The sequence below is a fragment of the Corynebacterium sp. 22-2729 genome (assembly GCF_053479475.1).
On sequence record NZ_JBRBCA010000015.1, the window covers coordinates 15110 to 39548 of the forward strand.

The following is a 24439-nucleotide window of genomic DNA, read 5'->3' on the forward strand; positions in this document are numbered from 1 at the left end:
GGGGTTTTTCTGACGCCGCCCGCTTTTGCGTCGGTAGAGGTCGTGCGGTGAGGTTGATGAACGCCACAGCAGCGTTAAAAAAAGAGACTTTTGTGACAAAAGTTTCGCGACGAATATTTTTGTTATGTAACGTAACTATGCGTCTCCTCGTTGGATTTAGCGGAAACAAAGAAGGGTATGTATGTCAGAAAACCAATCGATCACCTCAAAATTGCACAACCTTAAGCATTTCGGCGAGGCTGCATGGGCTGAGACTCATGCGATTGCCACTGGCCTGGGGACCGCGCTGCGATCGGGCGTGGTCGTTAGGGGCGGCGGAGTTAAAGGTAAAGCAAAGCTGGTGGAAAGTATCGCCCGTTATGGCTTCACCGCTGCGCGTCAGGCGTGGTATGCAGCAGAAGCAGCTCCGGAGCGAACGGCCATCATCGATGACATTGGTGAGCGCACCTATGCGGAAGTTCGAACTGAGGCGCTTGCTTTCGCCCGCGCGCTGCAGCGCATGGGGTTGGGGCCGGGGAAAAACATTGCGGTGATGGCACGCAATTCCCGCGTAGTTGTCTACGCGCTAGTTGCAAAGGGCTTTATTGGGGCAGATATTTGCCTGCTTAATACTGCTTCCAGCTCGGTCCAGCTGCAAAAAAGCATGGAAGAACTGAATGTTCACACCATCATCATCGATGAGGAATTCGCAGACCGGCTGCCTGCAGATTATTCCCGTGCAAAGGTGATCATTGGGTACGCGGCAGACCTGCAAAATCCGCAGGCGCCAAACCCGGAATGGGAGACCTTTCAGCAGGTCATCGACCGCGCGCCTTCTGAAGCCGAGGAAAAACTTCCTACCATCCCGAAACGTGGCTTTATCACCATTATGAGCTCCGGCACTTCGGGCACACCTAAGGCTGTTGTGCACCGGGAACCGCCTATTCCGACACCCCTGGCGGACCTTGTGACGTGGATTCCGTGGCGTGCGGAAATGATGATTCAACAGACTGCTTCTATGTTCCACTCGTGGGGCTGGGCGAACCTTAACCTGATCTTCGCTCACCGTGCGACGGTGGTTTTCCGCCGAGTATTCGATCCTGTTCAGGCTATGGAGGATGTTGAGCGTTACGGGGTTAACGGCATTATCACCTCGCCTATCTTCATCAAGGAGCAGCTAAAGGTCGCGCAGAACGGTAACTACGATGCCTCATCGTTGGAGTTCATCGTGTCTTCCGGAAATGCCATGCATGAAGATCTGCTCCGTGGCCTGCACAAGCAATTCGGGCCGGTGGTGTGTAACTTCTACGGCTCCACGGAAAACAGCGTCGTTGCTATCGCTAAGAAGGAAGAACTTGCGGAAAACCCATCCTTGGCTGGGCGACCGGTGCGTGGCGTGCGCATAAAGATTCTGGATGATGAAGGCAATGTGCTGCCTCCGAACACTCCGGGACGAATCTATGCCCGTGGAACCATGACTATGCGTCGCTACGCGCACACCCGCGATCAAATGAAGATCAAGCATGGCTTGTTGGAGATTGGCGACCGCGGGTACCTCGATGAAGAGGGGCGCTTGTTTGTCCTCGGCCGAGCTGATGACATGATCATCGTCGGCGGTGAAAATGTCTACCCACGCAGTGTGGAAGAAGTACTGGCGCCGATGCCCGGCGTGAAGGATCTCTTTGCCAAGGGGGTAGACGACGAGGAGAGTTTTAAGCGCATGGCCGTCTGGATTGTGCGTGACGACAACCCGGAAGGTGAGGAGCTGACCAAGGAGTCTGTGCAGGAATGGGTCAGGGATAATCTTGCGGAGCATTCCGTTCCCCGAGAAGTGACCTTCCTGGATGAGCTTCCTCGCAACCCAACTGGTAAGGTCATGCCAGCAATGCTTCCTAACACCTAACATTTTTGAACCAATATCGATAGGCTAGACACGGCCTTTAAACACTCACTGGAGAAAATGATGAAGAAAATTGCACGTATTCTGACCGCGGCAGTTGTCGCGGCTGGATCCGTCATGGGGCTTGCCCCTGCTGCGCAGGCTGCACCGGGCAACACCGTTTTGATCGGTGATTCCTACTTTGCCAACACGACCCTCAACCAGATCTTGGACGCTAAGCGAAGCGGGAAGCGCAAGTGCATCCACGGTAAGTTCCGCGTTGCCACCGAGCTGCAACGTCTGACAGGAGCTCATATTGACGACTACTCCTGCAACGGCAAGGAACTGTACTTGGGGCGTGAGCCACTGGAGGCTCGCGTGGATCAAGCTATTCGAGATGGCAAGCTGAACCGCAATACGCGCAACGTGCCGATCATGGTCGGCGCCAACGACACCTACCGCACCCTTTCCCCGATCGACAATCGCGCAGCGGCTCGTTCCTACGATCGCATCGCTAGGAAGATCAAGCGCGTTGCTCCCGGCGCCCGCATCCAGTTCGTTAGCTACCCACACCTGACGAACGACCGTGCAGGTCTCTGCCTCATCCGTCCCCACGGTTTGCCACCGATTGAAGCCCCGTTCCCGATCGTGAAGGAAGCTGAACGCCAGCTTTGGCGTCAGGCGCACGACGCGGCAAAGCGTAACGGCGGCGTATTCGTTGATCTGCACCGCTCCACGCGTGGCCACGACACCTGCCAGCCAGGTGGAAAGGCATGGGTTGCTGGTGTCTTCGACAACCAGACTCCGCGCTACAACCTGACCCTGCACATGTCCAATGATGGTGTAACCAACGCGGCGAAGCAGATCGGCGCTGCTCTGCAATAAGCTGTACCTCTCCTAGGGGACACCCCAACACCCCAAGGGGAGCACCCCGGGAAAGCAACCCGGGGGACCAATTAAATAACTTAAGGGCCTGACTCCGATGCGGTATCGGAGTCAGGCCCTTTTGAAGGCTTTAACGCTAGAGCCTTTAGGACGCTCGGTGGTTTAAAGCTGAATACCGCGCTCAGCCAGCCATGGCTTCGGGTCAACGGCGTCGCCACCGTTCGGGTGAACCTCGAAGTGTAGGTGGGAGCCAGTGGAGAAGCCCAGGGAACCCATGCCAGCAATCTTCTGACCGCTGGTTACACGGTCGCCAACCTTGACGTCCAAAGTGGCCATGTGGCCGTAAACGGTAATGGTGCCGTCATCGTGCTTAATGCGAATCCAGTTACCGAAGCCGGATGCCGGGCCGGAGTCGATAACGGTGCCGTCGTGAACAGCGCGGATGGCGGTGCCGACGGCGTTAGCAATATCGATGCCCTGGTGGAAAGAACCCCAGCGTGGGCCGAAGCCGGAAGTGAAAGTGCCCTCGGCTGGCTTTGCAAACTCAGGCATACGAGCAGCCAGGTCAGCCTCCGTGCGCTCCTTGGCAAAGCGCAGGGCGGAATTAAGCTGCTGGGAGAGGTCGGAGACCGGCTTGGCCTGCGGAACCTCGAGGATCTGCGGGGCTTCGGCAGCCGTTGCGTCTGCACCGTCGGCGGTGACTGCAGAGCCCTGAGCGCCGGTGCCTTCACCCTGGGCGAGAAGAGTGGTGTTCTCAGAAGCCAGTGCGATGTCGTCGTCAGAGCTCTGGGAAGCACCAGCGGCGGCACCAGCAGCGCCAGCGGTCGTGACGGCCGTCGTCGCGACTGCTACGAGCGCAAAGCGACGCTTCGCGCTGTGATCCTGCTTGCGGTGGGCACCGGTACGGTTCGCCTCGGTAGTGTTTTGCACTGTCCTTGTAACCCTTCGACTTATTCGGTGTTTCTTAGCAACTGTCAAATGCGGCTCTGTCTGCTGGGCTATGGCGTTGTCTAGCGGATCCTCGGCGGATCCTCGATGCCTTCGCGCAAGCATTTTGTAACCACTTTGTTATCAACGGAACGTAACACTATCGGTTGAGCAACGTTGCGGCAACTAAATTCACGAAAAATAACGCTTTGGTTACATTGCGGGGGTGGTGTGATCTGAAGTGATATTGATCGATGATTCATTCCCGCTGTTCCAGACGTTTTTCTGTCGCTTCTTCACGTGTTCTTCGATGTTAGTGATCTTCCGCACGCTACCTCCAAACCCTCAAGTAGAAGATTAAGTATGGCGTGGGTGAAGAGAAGAAGCGACGACTAACGGGTGGGTCAGTCCGCCAGATACCTATTCCTCTTAGGCACAATGGGACGGGTGAGTAAAGATTCTGCTGCCCAACGCCCCGGATCCCGCCGATCATCGTCTTCGCGACGCCCAGGTGTGAGCCGTACCCGGCGAACTTCGTCCGGTAGTGACGCAGCCAGGATCAAAGGAATCCAGGGAGGTTCCAGTAACACGGGGCATGAGCGCTTCGTGGCCGCTGATCAGGCAAAGGGAACCCCGGTAGATGGCCGGCTTGCCTCTAAAAGCAAGGTTGTGAAGGCTACCTCTACTTCTTCCTCCAGCTCTGCCTCCACGTCGCGTGGTGGCGTTAAAGCCGCTCTGGGGAGCTGGTGGTCGAAATGGAAGCCCCACGTCAAACGTTTTGGACCTCAGCTGCTGATTAATCATGCTGTGACTCTGGGCGTCATCGTCATTATTGCCATTCTCATCGGCATCGGTACCGGCTTTGCCAAAGTTCCGGCAAGTATTGCATCGATGTGGATGGCGTTTAATCTCGCGCCGGTGGAAATGGCGGGTGCGAAGTTAGGATTTGTGCCCCTGCTGCCTGCGTTGTTGTTGGTGTGGGGACATGCGAAACGCGCGACGACGGTACTTGGAAACTCCATTAGTGTTCGTGGGCTTCGCGTATTCACAACCCTAAGCTTGTTGATTCCCCTCGTGCTTACGTGCATCGCATGGTTAATGCTGTGGGATGCCTCGCGCGTATTCGATGTGACTCCGCCAAATCTGCTGGTGGCGTTAATCTCTACTGCACTTGTCAATGGCGCAGCCATTGTTATAGGTATGCGGGCACGCGTATGGCGAGCACTGCTGCTTCGCCGTGGCTGGTCTACTTGGCCAGTGGAATCAATGCTGCTGGCACAGAAGTTCCTCAAGTGGATGAGCGCCGCGGGGCTGGCTGTGGCGCTGATATACCTTCTGACGAACTTGAAGGCTTTCAGCGAGGCGTATGACATCACCTCATCCACGATGGGTGTTATTGGCCTTAGCTTTGTTGCCCTTTTGTATGTACCCAACGTCGTGATCGGCGCGATTGCGGTCTTACTCGGTGGAGAGTTTCATGTAGGAAACGGCGCGGTGAGCTTGTTTACCGCGAACAATGTCAACCTTCCCCCGCTGCCGATCCTCGCGGCTATCCCAAATGATCAGATTCCGTTTGGTCCAATGCTGCTGGCTGTGCCTGCTTGTGTAGCTGTGGGATGTGTCTACAACTTCTTGCGCGGGCGAAGCTATGTCGAGGCTCCGTTGCTCCAAGCAGTCGGGGCGGGTGCATTTTCCGGGTTGATTGGCTTCTGCGTTTCCTGGCTAGCCGGCGGTGAGCTCGGCGTGTATGGGCGGGCGGGAGCTGTTGAGTGGCTCTTTGCTGTGGAACTCGCAGCCTGGTTGTTGGTGCCCGCGGCTGTGATGATGTTCTTTATGGCGCGCCGAGGTGCGACCGTTATTGAGGACATTCCGGAGGCGGAGATGGTGTCTGCCGCAGAGTCTGAAGATGCTCAAGAAGTCGAAACTGCCGAGGAAGCCGAGGAAGCCGAGGATGCTGAAGCTGCTGAGGACGACGCCCCTACGGAGGAACCGGAAAACGGGAATGATGGGGGCGTCACGAAGAAAAAGCAGGAAGACCAACAAGAAGATCAAGTAAAAGAGCAAGAAGAGAAAACGGACGAAAAAGCGGACCAAGAAGCGGACGAGGATACGGATACAGAGGATGACGAAGCAGATGAAGATAGTGATTCTGGCGAGCGGGACGGGGACACTTCTGCAGAGCGTGATCGATAACGTCGATCGCGACAAGGTAGAAATCCTCGCGGTGGGCAGTGACCGGCAGTGCGAGGCTCTCGACCGTGCCGAGCGCGCAGGAATCGAGCATTTCCTGGTCGAGTACGTGCCGAAGCAGACTGATCGCGAACAATGGAACGAAGATCTGGCCGACAAAATTTCCAGCTATGAACCAGACCTCGTGGTGAGCGCGGGTTTCATGCGCATCCTTGGCCCACAGGTGGTGGAGCGCTTCACAGGGAAGATCATCAACACACATCCGGCGCTTCTGCCGGCTTTCCCCGGAGCGCACGCGGTGGAGGACGCATTAAGTTATGGTGTTCGAGTCACCGGGTCTACAGTTCATGTAGTAGATAGTGGAGTGGACACGGGTCCGATCATCGCTCAAAAGGCGGTGGAGGTCGCGCGCGACGACACAGTCGACAGCTTGCATGAAAGAATTAAAAAGGTGGAGCGCGCACTCTTAGTAGAGGTGCTGCACGAGATTTCACATGAGGGACGAAAGGCCAGGAACGAAAACAATGAGTGACGGCACTGCAGCAACCAACGGCAGCGATAAGAAGGAAATCCGTCGTGCACTGATCAGTGTGTACGACAAGACCGGCCTCGAAGAGCTGGCCAAGGGACTGCACGCCGCGGGAGTCGACATCGTCTCCACTGGCTCGACTGCGAAGAAGATCGCCGACGCTGGCGTGCCAGTGACCGAGGTAGAAACCCTCACCGGCTTCCCGGAGGTGCTGGAAGGACGGGTCAAGACCCTGCACCCGCGCGTGCACGCTGGCATCCTGGCCGATACCCGCAAGGAAGATCACCTCAAGCAACTTGAAGATCTAGGTATCGAGGCTTTCCAGCTCGTAGTTGTAAACCTGTACCCGTTCACCGAGACCGTAGCCTCCGGGGCGGGCTTCGATGATTGCGTGGAGCAGATCGACATCGGCGGCCCGTCCATGGTGCGTGCCGCTGCGAAGAACCACCCGTCCGTGGCCGTGGTGGTAGATCCTTCCCGTTACGAGGATGTCGTGGCCGCTGCCAACGCCGGCGGATTTACCCGCGCGCAGCGTACCGACCTGGCCGTGGATGCGTTCCGCCACACTGCCGCTTATGACGTGGCCGTGGCATCGTGGATGGGGGAGCAGACCGCCGACGGCGAGCAGTTCCCCGAGTGGATCGGCGCTTCTTACAAGCGCGCCAATGTGCTGCGCTATGGCGAGAACCCGCACCAGGCAGCCGCACTGTACTCCGACGGCACCGGTCTGGCTGGCGCCAAGCAGTTCCACGGCAAGGAGATGAGCTACAACAACTACACCGATGCGGATGCCGCCTGGCGTGCAGCGTGGGATCACAAGCGTCCGACCGTAGCCATCATCAAGCATGCCAATCCGTGTGGTATCGCCGTATCCGATGAATCCATCGCCGATGCGCACAAGAAGGCACACGCATGCGACCCAATGTCCGCCTTTGGCGGCGTGATCGCAGTGAACCGCGAGGTGAGCGTTGAAATGGCTCAGCAGGTGGCCGAGATCTTCACCGAGGTCATCATCGCGCCGGGCTACGAAGACGGTGCTGTGGAGATCCTCTCGCAGAAGAAGAACATCCGCATCCTGCAGGCCGAGGCACCGAACGAGGAGCCGGAGCTGCAGGGCCGCGAGATCTCCGGCGGCTTGCTGGTTCAGCAGGTTGATGCGATCGATGCAAAGGGAGACGACCCGAGCAACTGGACTCTGGCCGCTGGCGAAGCAGCCGATGAGGAAACTCTGCGCGAGCTGGAGTTCGCTTGGCGCACCGTGCGCGCGGTGAAGTCGAACGCGATCCTGCTAGCCAAGGATGACGCCACCGTGGGCGTGGGCATGGGCCAGGTGAACCGCGTCGACGCAGCCAAACTGGCTGTCGAGCGCGCTAACTCCCTGGCTGGCGACGAGAAGCGCGCTGAGGGTGCGGTCGCAGCCTCGGATGCTTTCTTCCCCTTCGCCGACGGTTTTGAAGTGCTGGCTGAGGCGGGCGTGCGTGCAGTCGTACAGCCCGGTGGCTCGGTTCGAGACGCTGAGGTTATCGAGGCAGCGGAGAAGGCAGGCGTCACCATGTACCTCACCGGTGAGCGTCACTTCGCGCACTAGAAAACACGCTTGAGCGCAGGAGTTTTACGAACGTATGTCTAATGAGCACCCCACACATCCTGGCAGCGGCGACTATCCGTCCCGGCCGGAGCCACCGCAGTATCACCGCAATATGGGTGCGCAAGGACAGAACCAGTGGCAGCAGTGGCAGAACCCACAGCAGCAGCCCGCCTACTCGGAGTACCCCTATGAGGACTCCGACGGTGACAGTAAATTCCTGCCCATTCTGGGGATCATTCTGGCTGCAATCCTGGCCATTGCATTGATCCTAGGGGCCGCCTACTACTTCGGCTGGTTCGGCGATGACAATGGGAAGGGTAACGGAGGTTCCGGCGGAGGCACCTCCCAGTCGCAGAACGCCGACGGCGGAAGCACCAGTACCAACGGCAATAGCGAAGACACCAGCAGCGACAATTCTGACACTGCAGAGGAGGAAAGCTCCTCGCAGGATGAGACCTTGGAGTCGGAGAGCGAGGACTCCCGGCCCACCCGTCCGAAGCTGCCTTCCGGCGCAGTTCCGGCCAACCAGTCCGCCGAGCAGGACAAGCCAGGCGGGGACTTCAATAACGTCTACACCGGTAGCGACATTACGTCTAAGCCCTTCGCACGCGCGGTGCGCGATGCATTCGTTGAGCACTACCTGGATACGGATGAAACCAACGGCACAGTAAAGGCGTACTCGACGGTGACCGGCGAGACTTACACCATGAGCTGTAAGGATAACGGCCAGTATGTGACATGCACCGGGGGCAATGATGCCATCGTCTACATTGCATAGGTTCCGCATGAGGGAGCCAGTCCGGAAGTCTCGCTCCTCACTGCTCGCCGTTGCACTGGCTTTTGTCGGCACGGCGGTTGCTGGTTGCACGATTGGTGATGTGGAGAGCGATGACGCCACGTCGTCCGCCGTCAGCACTTCAGACAATCAGGACGAATCGACGGCGGAGCGTTCGCCACGGCCGACGGTATCTGAAGATAAACCCAAACCTGACGAGCCTAAACATTCGCAGAAGAACCCAGGTGGGGAGCTGAGCTATGACGGAAGTGCGGCGATAGCCGTTGCTGGGGTGAAAGGGGCGGGGCAGACAGCAGTTGCACCGTGGTCAACCATGAAAGTGCCGATTGCAATTGCGGCTCTTCGGCACTCTCCAGGAATGGAAGCTACTGCGAAGCAGGCGATTCAGAACTCCGATAATGCGGCGGCGGAAGAACTCTGGGGTGCGCTAGGTACGCCGGAGCAGGCGGCTGCAGCAACCTCAGGCGTGATTAAAGAGGGGAGTAGCACCGCGCGGGTGGAGTCACAGGTCGTGCGCCCGGGCTTCAGCTCTTTTGGACAGAGTGATTGGTCGTTGAGTGACCAGGCTGAATTCGCTTCTCATCTGCGCTGCATTCGGGGAGCAGAACCAGTGGTCGCTGCCATGGGGAATATTGTTAACGGTGGTGGATACGGTCTGGGGACGATCCCTGGGGCGATTTTCAAGGGAGGCTGGGGGCCGTCCTCATCCGGCGGCTATGGGGTGCGCCAGTTTGGCTTGATTCCAAAGTCTGACGGTAAGGGATACGTGGCCGTAGCGATTGCGGTGGAAAGCCCAGACGGGAGCTACGAGGCGGGGCAAGCCGAGCTGACAGCAGCGGCGGAGTTTCTGCAATCGAGGGTGGATGATCTGCCGGCAGCGGCATGCTAGGCGGCATAGAAAAACCAATTCTTTCGGTTAATGTTTCTTAACCGGTAAGGTCGGGGTTATGAGCTCTCATTATCTTGCCGAACCCAACACCGAAGGCTTATCTGCACGCGCAGCGGCGAAGGAACGTCGCCGAGTGGAGCTTCTGCGTGCTGCTGCGAGGATCATGGCGAACAAGGGCTTTCATGGCACGAGTCTGGAAGAGGTGGGGGAAGCGGTCGGGATCTCCGGGCCGGCTGTGTACCGGCATTTTTCGGGTAAAGAGGAGATCCTGACCGAGCTAATGACAGGCATCTCGGAACACATGCTCTCGGAGGCGCAGAAAATTGTTGATGGCTTGACCGATCCGCGGGAGCGCTTGGCGGTGCTAATCGACTTTCAGGTGGACTTCGCGCTGTCGCAACCAGAGCTAATTCGCCTGCATAACCGCGAACTTTTTCGAATGGGGGAAGCGGGACGGGGGCGTGTGCGCTCAGTCCAGGGAAGCTATCTCAAGCTCTTTGCGGAGGCCTTGGCGAAGATGGACTCGCATTATCGGGGAGAGGCGGGGCGCATCACGGCGCAGTTGGTGGTGGGCATGATTAATTCTTCTGAGGTTATTCGCGGATGGGCGTCTACCGCGCTGGCGCGGCGACAGATGCTAGCTGCGGCTCGCGCGGCAGTCGGGTTGGAATAAACCCCACCATACGGGGGTAGTTCACTGGCAGAAACTTTTTAGATTCCCTAGCCAAAGTGTTGTAGCTCACATACAGTGGCGTCAACAAGTTAGTTAATCGCTTGTAACTGAATGTGGGGAGTGTGGACAAGCGCTCTCATCACAATCCCGCCACCTTTCAAGGAGCTGCACACGTGGAAACCACTACTGCCAACTCAACCGCCCCGGCAGCCGCAGATCTGACCGAGCCACGCGGAATCCCGAGCCACCGCGAACTTGTCAACGAACTGCGTGAGCGCCTAGCTCGTGCCCAAGCCGGCGGAGGGGAGAGAGCTCGCAAGCGCCACACGGATCGTGGCAAGCTACTGCCACGCGAGCGCATTCGCTTACTCCTGGATCCCGGCAGTCCCTTCCTGGAAATCGCGCCGCTTGCCGCCGAGGAGATGTACGACGGCAAAGCCCCAGCCGCGGGCATCATCGCGGGAGTCGGGCTTGTACACGGTCGCCTGTGCCTTATCGCCGCTAATGACGCCACCGTCTCCGGCGGTACCTACTACCCGATGACGGTCAAGAAGCACCTCCGCGCCCAGGAGATCGCAGAGCAAAACCACCTGCCATGTATCTACCTCGTGGATTCCGGTGGCGCGATGTTGTTGCAGCAAGACGATGTATTCCCGGACCGCAATCACTTCGGCCGTATCTTCTTCAACCAGGCGAACCTGTCAGCGAAAGGGATTCCACAACTATCTGCTGTGATGGGTTCCTGTACCGCAGGCGGTGCCTATGTTCCTGCCATGAGTGACGAGACGATCATCGTGGAAAACCAGGGCACGATCTTCTTGGCTGGCCCTCCACTGGTGAAGGCTGCGACCGGCGAGGATGTCACCCCGGAAGAACTCGGTGGTGGAGCAATGCATTCCCGTATTTCCGGGGTGACGGATCACCTGGCCGCCGATGATGAAGACGCACTGCGGATCATGCGTGGGATCGTCGAAACTCTGCCAGAATCCAAGCCGACTCCCTGGAAGCGCAGTGCCCCCGTGCCGGCTCCGCGCCCGCAGGAGGATCTTTACGACATCGTGCCCACCGATCCGAAGATTCCCTATGACGCGCATGAGGTCATCGAAACGCTGTGCGACGAGGGCAGCCTCTCGGAGTTCAAAAGCGAATATGGCAACAGCATCATCACGACCTTTGCGCGGCTGGAAGGCCACCAGGTCGGAGTGATCGCCAATAACGGCATCATCTTTGCCGAGGCCGCCATGAAGGGCGCACACTTCATCGAACTTTGCGAGCAGCGCAACATTCCCATCATCTTCTTGCAAAACACCACCGGCTTTATGGTGGGGCGTCAATACGAAGAAGGCGGCATCGCCAAGCACGGGGCGAAGATGGTTAACGCCGTGGCTACCGCATCGGTGCCCAAGCTCACCGTTGTCACTGGTGCGGCTTTCGGCGCTGGCAATTACTCCATGTGCGGCCGAGCGTATTCGCCGCGATTCCTGTGGATGTGGCCGAATGCGCGTATCGCAGTGATGGGCGGACCACAGGCAGCCATGACACTTTCTACCGTCCGACGTGCGCAGATTGAGCGCCGGGGCGAGGAGTGGTCTGCCGAGGCACAAGAGGCCTTCGAAGCGCCAATTCGCGAGATGTTCGACGAGAAATCCACCTGCTGGTACTCCACAGCACGACTGTGGGATGACGGAGTGATCGATCCTGCGGACACACGCCGCACGCTCGCCATGGCCCTCGATATCTGCGCTCAAGCTCCGCGCGAGGAAACCGGTTTCGGCGTATTCCGCATGTAAGGCGTTCAAATCCTTTCAACGCAGCCCACCAACGCAACGCACCCACAGAAAAGAGAAACTGCCGTGAGTAAAACAACTGCTACCACCGGCCCGTTCGATACGGTGCTGGTCGCCAACCGCGGTGAGATCGCCCTGCGCGTGATCCGCACCGTGCACCGCATGGGGCTTAAGGCCGTGGCCGTCTACTCCGATGCCGACTCCGCAGCACCGCACGTCCACGCTGCAGACAAGGCTGTGCGCCTAGGTCCTGCCGCCGCTGCCGAGTCCTACCTCAAGATTGACAAGGTTATTGACGCCGCGAAGGCGGCCGGCGCCGGCGCTATCCACCCCGGTTACGGATTCCTCTCGGAAAACGCGGCTTTCGCCAAGCGCTGTGAAGATGAGGAAATCATCTTCATTGGTCCACCGGCCAGCGCCATCGAGACAATGGGTGACAAAATCACCGCCCGCGCGACCGTCGAATCCCGCGACGTGCCCACCGTTCCCGGAATCTCCCGGCCAAATCTAACGGACCAGGAGATCATCGACGCTTCTGAATCCGTTGGCTTCCCCGTGCTCATCAAACCCTCCGCTGGTGGTGGCGGCAAGGGAATGCACCTGGTGGAGGAGCCGGAGAAGCTGGCCAGCGCGCTGGTCTCCGCCCGCCGCGAGGCCGCAAGCTCCTTCGGCGACGACACGTTGTTCTTGGAGCATTTCGTAGATACTCCGCGCCACATCGAGGTGCAGATCGTCGCTGACTCCCACGGCAATGTGATTCACCTGGGTGAACGTGAATGCTCTCTACAGCGTCGCCATCAAAAGGTCATTGAGGAAGCACCCTCTGCACTGCTGGACGAAAAAACTCGGCAGGAGATCGGCGAGGCTGCCTGCGATGCCGCCCGATCCTGCGGTTACCGCGGTGCGGGCACGGTGGAGTTCATCGTCTCGGCCAAACAACCAGAACGCTTCTTCTTTATGGAGATGAACACCCGCCTTCAGGTCGAGCACCCGGTCACCGAAATGGTCACTGGTCGCGACCTGGTGGAATGGCAGATCCGTGTGGCGCGCGGGGACGCTCTGCCCATCTCACAGGACGACGTGCAGCTCAACGGCCATTCCGTAGAAGCGCGTGTTTATGCTGAGGACGCAGCCGCCGGGTTCCTGCCCACCGGAGGAATGATCACGGGACTGTCTTGGCCGGGTGGGAACGGGGTACGTGTGGACGCCGGTGTAGTAGAAGGCCAAGAAGTCAGTTCTGACTACGACCCAATGTTGGCGAAAATCATTTCCCACGCTGAGACGCGCGAGGCTGCCCTTCAACGCCTCGACCAGGCGCTGGCCCACACCCGCATTGAAGGTCTGACGACCAATATTGACTTCAACCGCTTCCTGGTCACCCGCCCGGAGGTTATCGCTGGAGACCTGCACACCGGCTTGCTGGACTCCATCGTCGAGGACTTCCAACCTCGCGCAGTCCCCGTGGACACTCTCGCCGTTGCCGTGCTCCACCTGGCGGGCGCGCTAGGTGGGGGAGACGAAGGGGCGTCACAAGGAACGACCTCGGAACCCATCCTCGGCAGTGCCTGGACCGCGTGCGACGGGTGGCGCGGCGCTGGGAAGCGAGCACCTTTGCGCTTGGTGCTTGCCGATCCAGGCGGGGTAAGCGCGCCGGTTGAGGCACGTGCCGAATACGAAGGCGACGCGTGGACGATACGGCTCACTCCATTGGTCAGCGATGAGGGGGAAGACGAAGCACCGGCTTCGGAAACTCGCAGCATTCAGGTCGTTGCCGACCCGCAGGCCACGCACAACGAATGGCGGCTGTCCATCGACGGCGCGCCTGCTGAGAAATGGAGTGCCGGAAGACACGGCAGCATCACTGGACCGAACGGCACCCACGTGGTGGAGGTGTTCTCCGGCACAGCGCACGACGCAGAGGCCAGCACTCAGGATTCGCCGGACATCCTCAGCCCCATGCCCGGCACCGTTATCGCAGTGGAAGTCGCCGATGGCGATGAGGTCACCGAAGGCCAACCCGTAATCGTGATTGAGGCCATGAAGATGGAACACACTCTGGCAGCGCCTCGCGGCGGAAAAGTCAAGGTCAGCGCTGAGGTTGGCCAGAAGGTCGGCACTGGAGAAGTCCTGGCGGAAGTCATTTCTGCGAACGACGCGTCCGATTAGCCAGCAGCTAAGCACATTCAACAGTTCACAAAACACAAGCACACCAAAAACCCACAGAAAGAGGAGAACAATGAGCCAAAGCACCAAGGACCGCAACCCCTACCTCTCCGACGAACTGCACGAACTGCGCGCCAGCGTGGAGGACTTCGCCAACTCCGTAGTCGACCCCGTGGCCGCCCAGCACGACCGCGACCACACCTTCCCCTATGATGTCGTCCGCCAGATGGGCGAGATGGGTCTCTTCGGCCTGCCAATCTCCGAGGAATACGGAGGCATGGGCGGTGACTACATGGCCCTCGGCGTGGCATTGGAGGAGCTGGCTCGTGTGGATCAGTCCGTCGCCATCACCCTGGAGGCCGGAGTTTCCCTGGGAATCATGCCGATCTACCGCTTCGGCAGCGACGAGCAGAAGGAGACCTTCCTGCCGAACCTGGTGGCGGGCAAGAACCTGGCAGGCTTCGGCTTGACCGAACCTGAGGCTGGTTCCGATGCCGGTGGAACCAAAACGACCGCCAAGCTTGACGGCAACGAGTGGGTGATCAATGGATCGAAGCAGTTCATCACCAACTCTGGCACGGACATCACCTCCCTGGTCACGGCCACCTGTGTGACCGGCCAGCGTGACAATGGCAAGAAGGAAATCTCCGCCATCATCGTGCCGACCGGCACACCGGGCTTTACCGCCGAGCCCTCGTACAACAAGGTCGGCTGGAATGCCTCCGATACTCATCCGCTTACCTTCGATAATGTCCGCGTACCCGAGGAGAACCTGGTCGGCGAGCGTGGCCGCGGATTCGCCTACTTCCTCTCTATCCTCAACGAAGGCCGCATCGCCATCGCCGCCCTGGCCACCGGTGCTGCGCAGGGCTGTGTGGATGAATGCGTGCGCTATGCGAAGGAGCGCACCAGCTTTGGCAAGCCCATCTCCGAGTACCAAGCCATCAGCTTCAAGATTGCCCGCATGGAGGCTCGCGCCTGGACCGCCCGCCAAGCCTGGTATGCCGCGGCGGCGAAGATGGCCGCAGGCCTGAACTTCAGTAAAGAAGCCTCCATCGCGAAAATGGTTGCTTCTGAGGCAGCCATGGATAACGCCCGTGATGCCACTCAGATCCACGGCGGCTATGGATTCATGAACGAATATCGCGTTGCTCGCCACTACCGCGATTCCAAGATCCTCGAGGTAGGCGAGGGAACCACCGAGGTACAGCAAATGCTTATCGCCCGCGCTCTCGGCGTATAGGCCGCGCTTCACCCCCCTAAGCACGTCGGATACCGACGAGGCGTCACAAAGAAAACTAAGGAGACCTGCAACAATGAGCGAAGAAAAAGAGGTTGTGCAGCGCGGCCTGTGGTTCGAGGAGTTCGCCGAGGGCGTGGTGTACCGGCACCAACCCGGGCGCACCGTCACCGAGGCGGATAACACGCTGTTCACCACCATGACCATGAATACCCAGCCGCTGCACATCGACGCAGCGTGGGCTGCCGCCCAGGACGGCTTCCGCGGAGAGCGACTGGTGAACTCCATGTTCACCTTGTCGACGGTAGTGGGGCTATCAGTGAGCCAACTTTCCCTCGGCACGATTGTGGCCAACCTGGGATTCAGCGAGATTTCCTTCCCGGCCCCCATGTTCCACGGAGACACTCTCTACGCCGAAACGCGCTGCGTGGGCAAACGGCTTTCGAAGTCACGACCCGGGCAGGGCATCGTGGAACTCGAACACATCGGGCGCAACCAGGATGGCACCATCGTCTGCAAAGCCACACGCAAGACACTGATGCAATGCGCACCGGGTGGGGAGGAGCCCAGCAATGGTTAGTTCGAGAACTCCCCAGCCGAACTCTTGGCTGCCAAAGGGACCTGCGCTTTTGTTCGCCCCTGCCGACCGACCCGAGCGTTTTGCAAAGGCCGCGGATCGTTCAGACATGGTGATTCTCGACCTCGAAGACGGTTGTCGCGCCGAGAACCGAGCAGAAGCCAGGAAGAACGTTCAGCATGCAGACCTCGACCCGGAACGCACGATCGTTCGCATCAACGCAGTGGACTCGCCGGATTTCGCCGAGGACCTCGCCGCCGTCGTCGATTCGCCGTATCGAACCGTGATGGTGCCGAAGGTAGAGTGCGGTTTCTCTCTTGGTGACGCCAACTCCAACGACCGTCCGCTGCCTGCTGACTTTCGAGTGATTGCGTTGATCGAAACCCCCAGGGGAGTGGTGAACCTCCCGGAAATCGCGGCAGACCCGCAGGTCGTGGCTCTGTTTTGGGGTGCCGAGGATCTGACTGCTGCGCTGGGCGGGACAAGCTCGCGCTACAGTGCCGACGAGGTTCCCACCCCGGGAGGTGGCCCATCAGGCCATCCAGGTGGTTACCGCGAAGTACCGCGCCTCACCCGTGCGCTGGTGCTCACGCACGCGGCGGCGGCTGGCATCGTCGCGCTGGATTCGATTCACGCAGATACGACGGACACTAAAGGTGCCAGCGCCGAAGCCATCGACGCAGCTGCCAGCGGCTTTACCGCCACCGTGTCCATTCACCCTGGCCTGGTGCCCGTTATTCGCGAGGCCTATGCCCCAACCGAGGAACAGGCCACGTGGGCGCGCCGCGTCATTGAAGGCGCGGCCAAGAACACCGGGGCCTTCGCTCTGGATGGCCAGATGATCGACGCACCTTTGCTCCGCCAAGCGGAAATCATTGCCGCCAGACTCCACTAGCTTCTTCCGCCAGTTTTCTCTATTCCCCTTCTCACAACTCTTCAGCGAGATTCCTTTCGCACGAAAAGGTTGATATCCATGACACTTCCGATTCGCAACGACCGTCCGATTGTGATTTCCGATCCGGCGGATCTAGACCCCACACTATCGCACCAGGTTGGCCGCACTGACGTCGATCTGCTGGACGAGACCATTGGGCAGTGTCTAGCCCGCATTGTGGCCGAGTATCCAGAGCACGATGCGGTCATTGACTTCTACGGTGATGTGCATCTGACCTACACGGAGTTCTATCGCAAGGTTCAACGTCTGGCCTCTGGGCTGCACGCAGCTGGTTACCGCAAGGGCGATCGTATCGGCATTTGGGCTCCCAACCGCTGGGAATGGACTCTGGTGCAGTTCGCCACCGCTGAGATCGGCGCAATCCTGGTGTGCATTAACCCCTCCTACCGCCACAAGGAATTGGTCTATGCCATGGGGCAGTCGGGAGTAAAAGGACTGTTCTCCGCCGGTCGCTTCAAGGACTCGAATTACCGGGCGATGATTGATGCAGCAGAGAGCCAGTTCAGCCGCCACAATTACAAGGAAACGATCTTCTTTGGTTCGGAACGTTGGGACGAGCTAGCTAACCACGCCATCTTGGACCTCAACCCAGTTCGCGAACAGCTGCACCCGGATGATCCCATTAATATCCAGTACACCTCCGGCACGACCGGTATGGCCAAGGGGGCGACGCTGACCCACCGCAACATTTTGAACAATGGTTACCTGGTGGGGGAGACCCTCCAATACACAGACCGCGACAAGGTCGTCATCCCCGTACCTTTCTTCCACTGCTTCGGCATGGTGATGGGCAACCTCGGTGCCATTACACACGGTGCGACGACCATCATCGCGGGCCCAGTGTTTAACCCCCAATCCGTGTTGGAGGCAGTGGAGCACGGCAAGGCCACCAGCCTTTTCGGCGTTCCCACGATGTTTATGGCGGAGCTGGATGAGATTGAACACGCCAAGGCCAAGGGGAAGACCTACGACCTATCTAGCCTGCGCACCGGCATCATGTCCGGAACTGCCTGCCCTACCCGCACGATGCGGCAGGTGATGGACATCATGAATATCAATGAAATCACCATCGCCTATGGCATGACGGAGACCTCCCCGGTGAATCACCAGACAGTGGTAGACGACCCGATTGAAAAGCGTGTGGGTACTGTTGGACGCCCCAATCCGCACATCGAAGTAAAAATTGTTGACCCGGAGACCGGGGAGACCGTTAAGCGCGGCGAACAGGGCGAGATTCTGATCCGTGGCTTCCTGGTGATGCAGGGTTACTGGGACATGCCCGGTAAGACTGCAGATGCGATTGATGAGGACGGCTGGATGCACTCTGGTGACCTCGGAACGATGGACGAGGAAGGCTATGCCCGTATTACGGGTCGGGCGAAGGACATGGTGATTCGCGGCGGAGAAAACCTTTACCCGCGCGAAATCGAGGAGTTTCTGATGACCCACCCGGATATCTCCGATGTGCAGGTCGTGGGCGTGCCAGACGAGAAGTACGGCGAGGAACTAATGGCCTTCATCATCATGCGGGAGGATACCGTACCGCTGGACAAGGAAGCTGTCCGCGAGTTCTGCGACGGTGAGCTGACCCGGCACAAGATCCCCAAGTACGTCCAGTGCGTTGATTCCTTCCCCATGACCCTGTCGGGCAAGGTTCGCAAGGTTGAGCTGCGCGAACAGGCTGTCGAGATCCTCGGCATCTACCAGAAGTAAGCCGTCCCACCAACAGATCCACACAGATACACAGAAAGGAAGCAACCGTGAGCACTACAGCGGCACATCATTCAAAACTGCGTACCGCCGCGGAGGCAATTGCTGATATCCCAGACGGCGCCACCCTGGCCGTCGGCGGATTCGGAGTATGCGGAATCCCGCAAGTCCTCCTCGAAGAGCTAAGCCGATCCAATGTGAAAGACCTGGAGGCCGTAAGCAACAACGCCGGCCTTGATGGTCGAGGCCTGGGGCTGCTGCTGGCTAACCATCAGTTGCGCCGCATTGTGGCCAGCTACGTGGGGGAGAACAAGGAGTTCGCCCGCCAGTACTTGGACGGCGAACTAGAGGTGGAGCTCACTCCGCAAGGCACCCTGGCGGAGCGGCTACGTGCAGGCGGATCCGGCATTGGCGCCTTCTTCACCCGCACCGGCGTGGGCACGCTTGTTGCCGACGGTGGGATGCCATGGAAGTACGACGCCAACGACAAGACGAAGGTGCAGGTGGCCTCGCCTGCGAAGGAAACCCGCACCATCGACGGCGAGGACTATGTGCTGGAAACCGCTATCCGCGCCGACTTCGGCCTGGTTCGGGCCGCAATCGCAGATAAGGATGGCAATCTGCGCTTTTCCAAGACCGCCCGCAACTTCAACCCCCTGGCCGCCATGAGCGGCAAGATCTGCATTGTGGAGGCCGAAAAAGTTGTGGAAGTCGGAGAACTTGCCCCAGACGATATCCACCTGCCGGGTGTTTTCGTCCACCGCATTGTGAAGCTGACCCCAGAACAGGCAGACGACAAGATGATCGAAAAGGAGACCGTACGATGACCGGCTGGACCCGCCAGGAAATGGCCGCCCGTGCCGCCCAAGAACTCGAAGACGGCCAGTATGTAAACCTGGGCATCGGTATGCCCACGCTCGTACCCAACTATGTGCCAGAAGGCGTGACTGTATCTCTGCAATCGGAAAACGGCATGCTGGGAATCGGCCCGTACCCGGAAGCCGGTCAGGCTGACCCGGATCTCATCAATGCAGGTAAGGAAACCGTCACAGCTCTGCCCGGCACTAGCTACTTCGACTCTGCCTTAAGTTTTGGCATGATCCGCGCGGGCAAGATTGACGTCGCCATCCTGGGCGCCATGGAGGTCAACGCCCGCGGCGACATCGCCAATTGGATGGTGCCCGGCAAAATGGTCAAAGGCATGGGCGGTGCTATGGATCTGGTCGTTGGTGCGCGCCGGGTGATCGTGTTGATGGACCACACCACCAAAACCGGCGAACCGAAGCTCATCAAGGAACTCACTCTGCCCACTACCGGGCTTGGAGTGGTAGATCGCATCATTACGGATCTGGCCGTATTTGATCGTGACGACGATGGCCTGAAGCTCGTGGAGCTGGCACCTGGCGTCACCACAGAAGAGGTAGAAGAAAAGACCGCAGTTCCGTTTACAACGGCCCTGAGTTAGACCAACCAATCGGCTTCGCTGAGCGGTCGTTCGTGCCATACTTGAGGGCACAACGCAGGCTTTTTAAGCGATGACGCCACTAGTTTCGAAAGTTAGGATTTATCAGATGACCTTGCAGGAAGACCCTAAGGATATTGTCGTTGTAGGTGCAGCACGTACCCCGCAGGGACGCATGCTCGGTGCGCTGGCGAAGAAGAGCTCGGTTGATCTGGGTGCAGAGACCATCAAGGCCGTATTGGAGCGCTCCGGTGTGGCAGCGGGAGACGTGGATTACGTACTGATGGGACAGGTCGTACAGGCAGGTTCCGGGCAGAACCCGGCGAAGCAGTCCGCTGTGGCGGCGGGTATTCCGATGAACGTTCCGGCCATGACTGTGAACAAGGTGTGCCTGTCCGGCCTGGATGCCGTTATTAATGCTTCCCGTCTGATCCGCCTGGGCGATGCCAGCATCGTCGTCGCCGGTGGTCAGGAGTCCATGACCAACGCCCCGCACATCGCCGCAGGCGTGCGAGCAGGTAAGGGCTATGGCTCCCTGGCGTTGCAGGATTCCCTGGAGCGCGATGGTCTGTCTGACCCGAACGAGGGTACGGCCATGGGCCTTGAGACCGACGAGGGTAACGCTGAGCGTGGCATCACCCGCGAGGAGCAGGACGAGATTGCAGCCCGCTCTCACCAGCTCGCCGAGGCTGCCACCAACGAGGGCATCTTTGCCGAGGAGATCGTTCCGATCGAGGTGAAGGGCCGCAAGGAAACCGTAACCGTTACCGCCGATGAGGGCATCCGCCCCGGCACCACAGCCGAGGGGCTAGCGAAGCTGCGCCCGGCCTTCGTGAAGGACGGTACGATCACCGCTGCTTCTGCCTCCCAGATTTCCGATGGTGCTGCGGCCGTGGTGCTGACCACCCGCGAAAACGCTGAGACCAAGGGGCTGGATATCCTGGCCACCCTGGGGGAGTACGGACAGACTGCCGGCCCGGACACTAAGCTGCACTCCCAACCGTCGCAGGCCACCGCTGCAGCGCTGAAGAAGGCCGGCTGGGAGGCTGGCGACCTGGACTTCCTGGAGATCAATGAGGCATTCGCCTCCGTGGTTGCACAGTCCATCAAGGACCTGGACTACCCGCTGGACAAGACCAACATCCACGGCGGCGGCATTTCCCTGGGGCACCCCATCGGTGCCTCCGGCGCACGCCTGGTGGTACACGCAGCGCACGAGCTGAAGCGCCGCGGCTCCGGCAAGGCCGCCGTTTCTCTGTGTGGCGGTGGCGGCCAGGGTGACGCTCTGCTGCTGTGGCGCTAAGCCGGCTTAAGAGCGGCGGGGCTTTCTCCAAGCTGCTGCCCTTAGCAGTTGGTGCGGCAGCCGTCTGCGCGTGCTGCGCCATTGCCGCAGCTGACCCGCAGACCCCGGGCGGGTTCATCCCGGAATGCCCCACGAAAGCGCTTTTCGGATTCAACTGCCCGGGCTGCGGCTCGATGCGCATGATCCAGGCGCTGGTACAGGGAGACTTCGGCGCGGCGCTGCGCTATAACGCCGTTGGGGTACTCGGACTATTCCTCCTCGTGTGGAGCTGGTTAGTCTGGATCGGGCGAGCCTGGGGGAAGCACATACCCAATTGGGAACACTATCGACACGCACCTCTGGTCGTAGGGGTGGTGATAGGGCTGTGGTTTATAGCTCGCATACTGCCGTTTTCGCCATTTTTGGAACTTCGAGTGTAGGTTCCTACAGCCTTTAGGCTTTGCTCGTAGTATGGGTGTGCTAGGAAGATAGCGTCACTTGAGAACCCAAAGTGCGAAAAACTAAGGACACCAATGACCAATCCCTATGACCAGGGGCCTTCCAATGAAGACCCGTTTGGACTAGAGGACAAGCAGGTTTATCCGTACAACAGTGGGTATAACCAGACTCCCTCCCCTGACCAATCTTCCAGCTATGGCGGTTACCAGAACAGTGGTTACCAGAATGGCGGGTACAGCGGCTACCAGAACCAGTCAGCTGGTTATGGAGCGCAACTGGGGCAGGCATACCAGCCGGGAGTGGGACGAACTCCACCCGATAACTGGATGTGGGCAACGATTTTGGCCACTATCATTTGCTGCCTACCGTTGGGGGCAGTTGGAATCTACTTTTCCTCCCAAGTGGAAAGCCGCTGGCTCCGTGGGGACTATGCAGGCGCACAAAGTGCCTCCGACACTGCGAGAAACCTGGCTCTCGCATCAGCATGCGTCTTCGCCGTGGGTTTCATCGTCTACTTCGTTATCTTTGCGGGTTTTCTAGGACTCAGCCTTAGCGACATCTAGACTCTTAGCAACATCATTATGAGCGCCATCACCGGTAGCGCGAGACCCGTGGAAACCACCGCGGTGTCTCGCGCTAGTACTTTATTGACGCCGAAGCGCTGCGCATAGGTAAAGACGTTCTGTCCGGTCGGGAGGGCGGCCAGGAGCACCATGGCCAGAAGCAACTGAGACGAGGCGTCACAAAGAAAAACGCCGTAGAACGTGGCGATGGCGGGGTGCACGACAGTTTTGACCAGCGACGCCGCCCACACAGAACAACGGGGCGATAGACCAGGTTGGAGTACGCGAACCTCCGCCATCGACATGCCAAAGGCAATGAGGGCACAGCCGACAGTCGCGTCTGCAATGATTCCCATTGGGTCGGCGATGATGCCGGGCAGAATGAAGCCCGTGTTGTGCTGCAGCAGCGAGATGACGATTCCGATTACGGCGCCGATGATGAGTGGGTTCTTCAGGATCGTCAGCACAGTGGAGCGGACGAAGCTGGTGGTCTGCTTGCCCGTGCGCATGTCCAGCGCAAGCACGCTCAGCGGGCCGTAGAATCCGACCTGGAAGAGGATGACGGGGAGGGTAAGGGTGGGATCGTCCATCAAGTGGGCGGCCAGGGGGATGCCGAGGTTTGAGCCGTTGCAGTAGGTGCAGGCGAGCATCGCGATGATGGAATCCTCGGTGGAACGCCTAGTGAGCCAACGATAGCCCAAAAAGGCCATAAAGCCCGTGGTGAGGGTGGACAGCGCCACAACCAACAAATTCGGCCCGAAAAGCTGGGCGATGTCCGTTTTGGACATGAACGTGATCAGCGTGCAGGGCAGCGCGATCCAGAACACGAACATGTTGAGGGTGTAGACCGCATTGGGGCCTAAGAGACGAAGACGCCCTACTCCGAAGCCGATCGCGATGACGAAGATGACGACGGCAAAGCCGGAGAGGACGTTGAGCATTCGTTTTAGATACGGGAGTGGACTGGCTAGAAGCTACTTGTTCACTACGTAGGCATTAGCAAGTTTGTCGGTGAACGACTGCTTCTGAGAATTGGTACCGATGCTGACGCCGACGGCGATGTAGACGGCGAGCAATAGGAAGGAGCCAACAGTAGGAATGAAGTTGAAAATCACGGTGAGGAAGTACCAGGAGTTCCGCTTCATCGAGTCAATTGGGGTGATGTTCTGACCATTGGCAGAGACCACGCGGGCTCCGATAGCCATCTTGCCGAGAGTGCCACCCTTCTTGGACTCCATGAAGACACGGTAAACAAACCAAAGGATTGCCGTGAGCACATTAGCGATTGCCATCTTCGCAGTGGGGTAGGGGACGCTTGGCGTTTCACCGGGGTTAGCTGAGGAACTCGCCTCGACCCAATCCATAAAGTCCTGGCCGCCAATGACAAGCACCAAGATGATAGCAGGGATCAGAATCAGCAAGCTGTCGAGGAATAGCCCCAGGAAACGCTTCCAAGCGCCGGGACGACCATTGCCAAGAAGCGGGGCGTTCCCCGGAGCATCGTTGAAGGCCGGAGCGTTAGGGAAGGCAGGGGCACCGTATTGATTGTTATTTACTGCGCCGTAATTATTTCCGCCGTAGCCGTTGCCAACACTCTGATCATAGGAGCCGGCTTGCTCGTAGGGATTTCCCTGATTGAAGGGATTCGACTCGCCGGCATTGCCTCCGGGGTAATCGTTGAAGTTCGGCAGATCGCCATTCGGGTTGGAGTTATTGGGGTAGTTGTTGCTCAACGGCAGACATCCTCACTGTTTCTCAGTACGTGCACGAGTGTGCTCTTGAAGTGTCCCAGGTTTTGTTCCGTTTGAGTAGATGGGAAAATCTGGAATATGCCAAGAAAATTTGACCAGGATGCCAAGGACCGTGTGGTCCGTCTCGTGGAAGACCGCATCTTGGCGGAAAATAT

22 protein-coding genes are annotated in these 24439 nt (G+C 58.9%); 19 read left to right on the forward strand and 3 right to left on the reverse strand.

What is annotated here, in order from left to right; genetic code table 11:
* Window positions 1-181: 181 nt before the first annotated feature.
* Window positions 182-1882 carry an AMP-binding protein gene (locus ACUY2T_RS09740; RefSeq protein ID WP_448308423.1) on the forward strand — a complete coding sequence of 567 codons (1701 nt, stop codon included), beginning with the start codon at window positions 182-184 and terminating at the stop codon, window positions 1880-1882.
* A 57-nt stretch (window positions 1883-1939) separates the two neighbouring features.
* Window positions 1940-2743 carry an SGNH/GDSL hydrolase family protein gene (locus ACUY2T_RS09745; RefSeq protein WP_448308424.1) on the forward strand — a complete coding sequence of 268 codons (804 nt, stop codon included), beginning with the start codon at window positions 1940-1942 and terminating at the stop codon, window positions 2741-2743.
* Window positions 2744-2905: 162 nt separating this feature from the next.
* Here ACUY2T_RS09745 and ACUY2T_RS09750 read toward each other — a convergent pair whose 3' ends face one another.
* Complete coding sequence (locus tag ACUY2T_RS09750) at window positions 2906-3673, reverse strand: M23 family metallopeptidase (RefSeq protein WP_448308425.1); 768 nt, start codon at window positions 3671-3673, stop codon at window positions 2906-2908.
* A gap of 435 nt (window positions 3674-4108) precedes the next feature.
* Here ACUY2T_RS09750 and ACUY2T_RS09755 point away from each other — a divergent pair, with 435 nt between their 5' ends.
* The 17 genes from ACUY2T_RS09755 (at window position 4109) to ACUY2T_RS09835 (ending at window position 22533) form a co-directional block, all read left to right on the forward strand.
* A complete protein-coding gene (locus ACUY2T_RS09755; protein WP_448308426.1) occupies window positions 4109-5863 on the forward strand; it encodes a cell division protein PerM in 1755 nt (584 codons plus the stop codon).
* A complete protein-coding gene (gene purN / locus ACUY2T_RS09760; RefSeq protein WP_293791037.1) occupies window positions 5805-6392 on the forward strand; it encodes a phosphoribosylglycinamide formyltransferase in 588 nt (195 codons plus the stop codon). The genes ACUY2T_RS09755 and purN overlap by 59 nt, the downstream gene beginning before the upstream one ends.
* Window positions 6385-7977 (forward strand): bifunctional phosphoribosylaminoimidazolecarboxamide formyltransferase/IMP cyclohydrolase, encoded by a 1593-nt coding sequence (gene purH, locus ACUY2T_RS09765; protein WP_448308427.1) that lies wholly within the window; start codon window positions 6385-6387, stop codon window positions 7975-7977. Before purN ends, purH begins: the two co-directional genes overlap by 8 nt.
* 34 nt (window positions 7978-8011) lie before the next feature.
* Entirely contained in the window at window positions 8012-8755 is a 744-nt protein-coding gene (locus ACUY2T_RS09770; protein WP_448308428.1) for a hypothetical protein, read from the forward strand.
* 7 nt (window positions 8756-8762) lie between these two features.
* Window positions 8763-9662 (forward strand): hypothetical protein, encoded by a 900-nt coding sequence (locus tag ACUY2T_RS09775; protein ID WP_448308429.1) that lies wholly within the window; start codon window positions 8763-8765, stop codon window positions 9660-9662.
* 58 nt (window positions 9663-9720) lie between these two features.
* Window positions 9721-10335, forward strand: a complete 615-nt coding sequence (locus ACUY2T_RS09780) for a TetR family transcriptional regulator (RefSeq protein ID WP_434828424.1) — start codon at window positions 9721-9723, stop codon at window positions 10333-10335.
* Window positions 10336-10553: 218 nt separating this feature from the next.
* Window positions 10554-12125 (forward strand): carboxyl transferase domain-containing protein, encoded by a 1572-nt coding sequence (locus ACUY2T_RS09785; RefSeq protein ID WP_434828445.1) that lies wholly within the window; start codon window positions 10554-10556, stop codon window positions 12123-12125.
* Window positions 12126-12188: 63 nt separating this feature from the next.
* Entirely contained in the window at window positions 12189-14288 is a 2100-nt protein-coding gene (locus ACUY2T_RS09790; RefSeq protein ID WP_448308430.1) for an ATP-binding protein, read from the forward strand.
* A 70-nt stretch (window positions 14289-14358) separates the two neighbouring features.
* Window positions 14359-15528: an acyl-CoA dehydrogenase family protein gene (locus ACUY2T_RS09795; RefSeq protein ID WP_293790952.1), complete on the forward strand. Its 1170-nt coding sequence runs from the start codon at window positions 14359-14361 to the stop codon at window positions 15526-15528.
* A 73-nt stretch (window positions 15529-15601) separates the two neighbouring features.
* Complete coding sequence (locus tag ACUY2T_RS09800; protein WP_293790953.1) at window positions 15602-16105, forward strand: MaoC family dehydratase; 504 nt, start codon at window positions 15602-15604, stop codon at window positions 16103-16105.
* Window positions 16098-16997 (forward strand): HpcH/HpaI aldolase/citrate lyase family protein, encoded by a 900-nt coding sequence (locus ACUY2T_RS09805; protein ID WP_448308431.1) that lies wholly within the window; start codon window positions 16098-16100, stop codon window positions 16995-16997. The genes ACUY2T_RS09800 and ACUY2T_RS09805 overlap by 8 nt, the downstream gene beginning before the upstream one ends.
* A 78-nt stretch (window positions 16998-17075) precedes the next feature.
* Window positions 17076-18770 (forward strand): AMP-binding protein, encoded by a 1695-nt coding sequence (locus tag ACUY2T_RS09810; RefSeq protein WP_448308432.1) that lies wholly within the window; start codon window positions 17076-17078, stop codon window positions 18768-18770.
* A gap of 47 nt (window positions 18771-18817) precedes the next feature.
* Complete coding sequence (locus ACUY2T_RS09815) at window positions 18818-19594, forward strand: CoA transferase subunit A (RefSeq protein ID WP_448308433.1); 777 nt, start codon at window positions 18818-18820, stop codon at window positions 19592-19594.
* Window positions 19591-20232, forward strand: coding sequence for a CoA transferase subunit B (locus ACUY2T_RS09820; RefSeq protein WP_448308434.1), 642 nt, complete (start codon window positions 19591-19593; stop codon window positions 20230-20232). Before ACUY2T_RS09815 ends, ACUY2T_RS09820 begins: the two co-directional genes overlap by 4 nt.
* A gap of 106 nt (window positions 20233-20338) precedes the next feature.
* Window positions 20339-21532 (forward strand): acetyl-CoA C-acetyltransferase, encoded by a 1194-nt coding sequence (locus ACUY2T_RS09825; protein WP_448308435.1) that lies wholly within the window; start codon window positions 20339-20341, stop codon window positions 21530-21532.
* Window positions 21523-21951, forward strand: a complete 429-nt coding sequence (locus ACUY2T_RS09830) for a DUF2752 domain-containing protein (protein WP_448308436.1) — start codon at window positions 21523-21525, stop codon at window positions 21949-21951. The genes ACUY2T_RS09825 and ACUY2T_RS09830 overlap by 10 nt, the downstream gene beginning before the upstream one ends.
* A 93-nt stretch (window positions 21952-22044) precedes the next feature.
* The gene (locus ACUY2T_RS09835) at window positions 22045-22533 is read left to right on the forward strand and encodes a CD225/dispanin family protein (protein ID WP_293790960.1); all 489 of its coding nucleotides are present in this window, start codon (window positions 22045-22047) and stop codon (window positions 22531-22533) included.
* Here ACUY2T_RS09835 and ACUY2T_RS09840 read toward each other — a convergent pair.
* Window positions 22530-23474, reverse strand: coding sequence for an AEC family transporter (locus ACUY2T_RS09840; protein ID WP_293790961.1), 945 nt, complete (start codon window positions 23472-23474; stop codon window positions 22530-22532). The two genes, ACUY2T_RS09835 and ACUY2T_RS09840, sit on opposite strands and share 4 nt — an antisense overlap.
* 33 nt (window positions 23475-23507) lie before the next feature.
* Complete coding sequence (locus ACUY2T_RS09845; RefSeq protein ID WP_293790962.1) at window positions 23508-24266, reverse strand: RDD family protein; 759 nt, start codon at window positions 24264-24266, stop codon at window positions 23508-23510.
* Window positions 24267-24439: the final 173 nt, after the last annotated feature.